Source organism: Dietzia sp. PP-33, assembly GCF_033790845.1.
Classification (GTDB): domain Bacteria; phylum Actinomycetota; class Actinomycetes; order Mycobacteriales; family Mycobacteriaceae; genus Dietzia.
In genome coordinates, this window is the sequence record NZ_JAMYEI010000024.1 from 1 (window position 1) to 3,716 (window position 3,716).

General features: G+C 67.3%; 3 protein-coding genes. 2 read left to right on the forward strand and 1 reads right to left on the reverse strand.

Going from position 1 to position 3,716, the window contains the following annotated elements:
• Positions 1-394 precede the first annotated feature (394 nt).
• A complete protein-coding gene (locus NJE57_RS19865; protein WP_319030214.1) occupies positions 395-1,336 on the reverse strand; it encodes a GlxA family transcriptional regulator in 942 nt (313 codons plus the stop codon).
• 107 nt (positions 1,337-1,443) lie between these two features.
• Here NJE57_RS19865 and NJE57_RS19870 point away from each other — a divergent pair, with 107 nt between their 5' ends.
• Entirely contained in the window at positions 1,444-1,755 is a 312-nt protein-coding gene (locus NJE57_RS19870; RefSeq protein ID WP_319030215.1) for an antibiotic biosynthesis monooxygenase, read from the forward strand.
• A 632-nt stretch (positions 1,756-2,387) separates the two neighbouring features.
• Positions 2,388-3,713, forward strand: a complete 1,326-nt coding sequence (locus tag NJE57_RS19875; RefSeq protein WP_319030216.1) for an ISL3-like element ISPfr2 family transposase — start codon at positions 2,388-2,390, stop codon at positions 3,711-3,713.
• Positions 3,714-3,716: the final 3 nt, after the last annotated feature.

Here is a 3,716-nt window from a genome sequence, read left to right on the forward strand (position 1 = left end):
GGCTCTTCCCAGATGAGGGTGTAGGTCGGTCGGGCGCGTCGGTCCGCAGATAGACGTCGAGGTCTCCCGACGATGGAGGTTCCTACGCCATCCATCCGAAAGACCTCGACGTGACCGACACAACCCCGCCGGCCGGCTTCGGCCGCCCTGACCTCACCGCCTTCGCGGCTCATCCCAATCGACCCTGATCGGGTCTGCTGACCCCCTCGACGAGAACGCAGCGACATCACAGCCACCCAACCCCGACCGTCCGGGAAGCTGGGGCACGTCACACGGCCTGTGCTGCGGGCGTGTCGAGTGGGTCGTCCAGGGGCGACGCAGGAGCGTCGACGCGACGTGCTGAGAGGTGGTTCCAACCGAGCGCTAGGACACTGGCTACAGGCATGGCGATAGGTCAGGAACGGCGTCGCTCCCTGCGCAGGAGGGAGCGCAGAGTCTCGGCGTTCGCGTAGCCGACCCGTAGCGCGATCTCGGCGGAGGTGAGGTCCGTGGTTGCTGAGAGGTGCCGAGCTCGTTCGATGCGAAGCCGTTGGACGAAGCCGAGCGGAGTGAGGTTGAGCGCCGCACGGACTCGTCGTTCGAGGGTGCGCCGGCTGGTGCCGAGCGACTGCGCGACGAAGGCGACGTTCAACGGTTCGTCCAGGCGGGCGCGCACGAAGCGTTCGAACTCGACGACGATCGGGTCCTCGTGCCGGAGATGTTCGTAGGCGACGAAGGCCGCCTGCGACGGGCGCTCGTCGATGATGAGGAGCTTGGCGACATGTTGGGCCAGGTCGGGGCTGATCGATCGCACGAGTGAGAGCGCGAGGTCGATGTGGGCGAACGCGGCGCCGGCGGTGACGAGGTTCCCGTCGACCACGACCATGGTGTCGAGATCGAGGGCGACGGTCGGATAGCGCTTCAGGAACTCCGGCCCCAGGAACCAGCTGGTCGTCGCCCGCCGATGATGCATCCGTCCGGTCTCGGCGACAGCGAACACGCCGGTGCACGCCGCGGCGATCCGGGTGGTCGCCTCGTCGAGGCGCCCGAGCGAGGCGATGACCGAACGAGCATCTCGGCTCTGGAGGGCGTCGTTGGTAGCGGCGGCCGTAAGGGTTCCAAGCGCAGGGACGACGACCACGTCGAACTCTGCGGACTCCGACAGCGGGTGGTCCACCGACAGGGTCATCGATGCCGTCGTGGTCACTCGCCGTTTCGGTCCGAGGATGGCGAGTGTGATCGGGTCGATCCGCGGGTCGACATCGCGGCGGGCTCCGTCGGCCACCCGCACGATGTCGATGATCGACGCGATAGCCGAACCGAAGCAGCCGTCGATCGCGATCAGTCCGATACGCATGACGTAAACAATAGCAATACTGCCGTATACGCCACTTCCCACCGGCCCTCGCTCGTCATACGCTGAACTCGTCCCACGAAGAACCCCGATTTCAAGGAGAGTCCCTCATGTCCACACCCGCATCACTTCCGTATGCCTTCGTCGCCAAGATCGTCGCGGCCGATGGACAGCACGACGCGCTCGCCGATCTGCTCGCCGGCGCTGTCGCACTCGCCAACGAAGAAGCAGGAACGATTGTCTGGTTCGCGGTCAGGACCCACGCCGACACCTTCTGGATCTTCGATGCATTCCCCGACGAGGCCGCTCGCGACGCCCACGCCAACGGCGCCATCGTCGCAGCCCTGACGGAGAACCAGCACCTCCTCAGCGCAGCACCCGAGATCCTGGCGGCCGACGTCCTCGCGTCCAAGCTCCCGTAGTCCGCCAACGCACGAGACGATCGCGCCCCGCCGAGCCGTCGCCAGGTCGCGACGCAACGCCATGCTGCGTTGCCGAGCGGTGCGAGGCCTATCGGCACACGGACAGGATGCCGGCCGCGAGCGCTCAGCCGGCGAGGGGTCCGTCGCAGAGGAGAGCGACGTCGGTGTCGAGCAGAGCCGTGAGGCCAGCGCATCGCGCGACCACCAGAACCGAACCGCCCCTGCCCTGCGTTTCCGCAGGTCAGGGGCTGTTCGCCGGAGCCGCCTGTCGGAATCGAACCGACGACCTAATCACGTCGGCTTTGCGTCTATCGCCTGATGCGCCCACTGGGCGAACGAGCCGCTGACCTGCGCAAACGCCGAGCGTGGGGGACGCCGCCATCCGGTGGTGACCGACGACGACCGACCAGTACCGACCGTTTCACCGGAGCTTGCGGCGGCGTCGAAGCCGAGCAAGCTCCATTCTTTTAGCTCACCGCGCCCTCCTCCTCGCCGGTCCCGTCTTCGTCGAAGACGTTTCAGGGGTCTTCTCAGATGCCGGTGTAGGTCGGCCGGGGGCGTCGGTCCGCAGATAGACGTCGAGGTCTCCCGACGACGGAGGTTCCTACGCCATCCATCCGAAAGACCTCGACGTGACCGACACAACTCCGCCGGCCGGCTTCAGCCGCCCTGACCTGACCGCCTTCGCTCGACTCGACGGCCTCGGTCTGAGCGTGACCGGACAACGACTTGAACCGGATCGTGCGGTCCTAGCGTGCCGCGTGGTGGAACCAGATCAGTGGTGCCGACGGTGCGGCAGCGAAGGCGCTGCTCGTGACACCGTGATCCGGCGGTTGGCCCACGAGCCGCTGGGCTGGCGACCGACCGTGCTGGAAGTTGTAGTGTGCCGCTACCGCTGTGCCGACTGCGGACACGTGTGGCGCCAAGACACCAGCGCCGCGGCGGAGCCACGCGCGAAGCTCTCGCGCACCGGGCTGCGGTGGGCGCTGGAAGGGATCGTGGTCGCACACCTCACCGTCGCCCGTGTCGCCGAGGGACTCGGGGTCGCGTGGGACACCGCCAACAACGCGGTCCTGGCTGAAGGCAAGCGGCTGCTGATCAACGACCCCAAGCGGTTCGAGGGCGTGAAGGTGATTGGCGTCGATGAGCACGTCTGGCGCCACACCAGGCGTGGCGACAAGTACGTCACCGTGATCATCGACCTCACCCCGGTCCGCGATGGCGCCGGCCCAGCAAGGCTGCTGGACATGGTCGAGGGCCGGTCGAAGGCGGCGTTCAAGACCTGGCTCGCCGACCGCGACGACGCCTTCCGTGACGCGGTCGAGGTGGTCGCGATGGACGGCTTCACCGGGTTCAAGACCGCCGCTGCGGAGGAGATCCCGGACGCGGTCACGGTGATGGATCCCTTCCACGTCGTGCGCTTGGCCGGTGACGCCCTCGACAGGTGCCGGCGCCGGGTCCAACTCGCGATCCACGGGCACCGTGGGTTCAGGGACGACCCGCTCTACAAGTCGCGGCGCACGCTGCACACCGGCGCGGACCTGCTCACCGACAAGCAGAGCGACAGGCTACGCGCGCTGTTCGTTGATGACGCTCACGTCGAGGTCGAGGCGACCTGGGGTGTCTACCAGCGCATGATCGCCGCCTATCGCCACGAGGACCGGCAACGTGGCCGCGAGCTCATGGAGAAGCTGATCACCGACCTCAGCGCCGGCGTCCCCAAGGTGCTCACCGAGCTCACCACCCTGAGCCGGACCCTGAAGAAGCGAGCCGCTGACGTGCTCGCCTACTTCGAACGACCCGGCACCAGCAACGGGCCGACCGAGGCGCTCAACGGACGGCTCGAACACCTGCGCGGCTCCGCACTCGGGTTCCGCAACCTGACCAACTACATCGCCCGAAGCCTGCTCGAGACCGGCGGCTTCAGACCCCAACTCCTACACCCCCGATTGGGATGAGCC